This is a genomic window from Pseudomonas sp. NPDC087817 (assembly GCF_044742875.1).
Lineage (GTDB): Bacteria > Pseudomonadota > Gammaproteobacteria > Pseudomonadales > Pseudomonadaceae > Aquipseudomonas.
This window is the reverse complement of record NZ_JBIUVJ010000178.1, coordinates 804-1,405: the sequence shown is the minus strand read 5'-3', so window position 1 is coordinate 1,405 and position 602 is coordinate 804. Positions and strand designations below refer to the sequence as shown.

1 pseudogene is annotated in these 602 nt (G+C 57.6%); it reads right to left on the bottom strand.

The features are described 5' to 3' along the window. Positions 1 to 602: pseudogene (locus ACIONG_RS30530) on the bottom strand (F0F1 ATP synthase subunit beta); the annotation flags it as partial.

Here is a 602-nt window from a genome sequence, read left to right as displayed (position 1 = left end):
ATCTTACGAGCACGGTTTACCAACTGCTTGTCGGCTTCCGACAGCTCGTCCATACCCAGGATCGCGATGATGTCCTTCAGCTCTTTGTAACGTTGCAGAACGTACTGAACGCCGCGAGCGGTGTCGTAGTGGTCCTGGCCGATTACGTTCGGATCCAGCTGGCGCGAGGTCGAATCCAGTGGATCTACCGCCGGGTAGATACCCAGGGAAGCGATGTCACGGGACAGAACGACGGTGGCGTCCAAGTGGGCGAAGGTGGTCGCTGGCGACGGGTCGGTCAAGTCATCCGCAGGTACGTATACCGCCTGGATCGAGGTGATCGAACCTTCCTTGGTCGAAGTGATACGTTCTTGCAGAACGCCCATCTCTTCAGCCAGGGTCGGCTGGTAACCTACTGCCGAAGGCATACGGCCCAGCAGTGCGGATACTTCAGTACCGGCCAGGGTGTAACGATAGATGTTGTCGACGAACAGCAGAACGTCGTTACCTTCGTCACGGAACTTCTCGGCCATGGTCAGGCCGGTCAGAGCTACACGCAGACGGTTACCCGGCGGCTCGTTCATCTGACCGTAAACCAGTGCCACTTTGTCCAGAACGTTGGA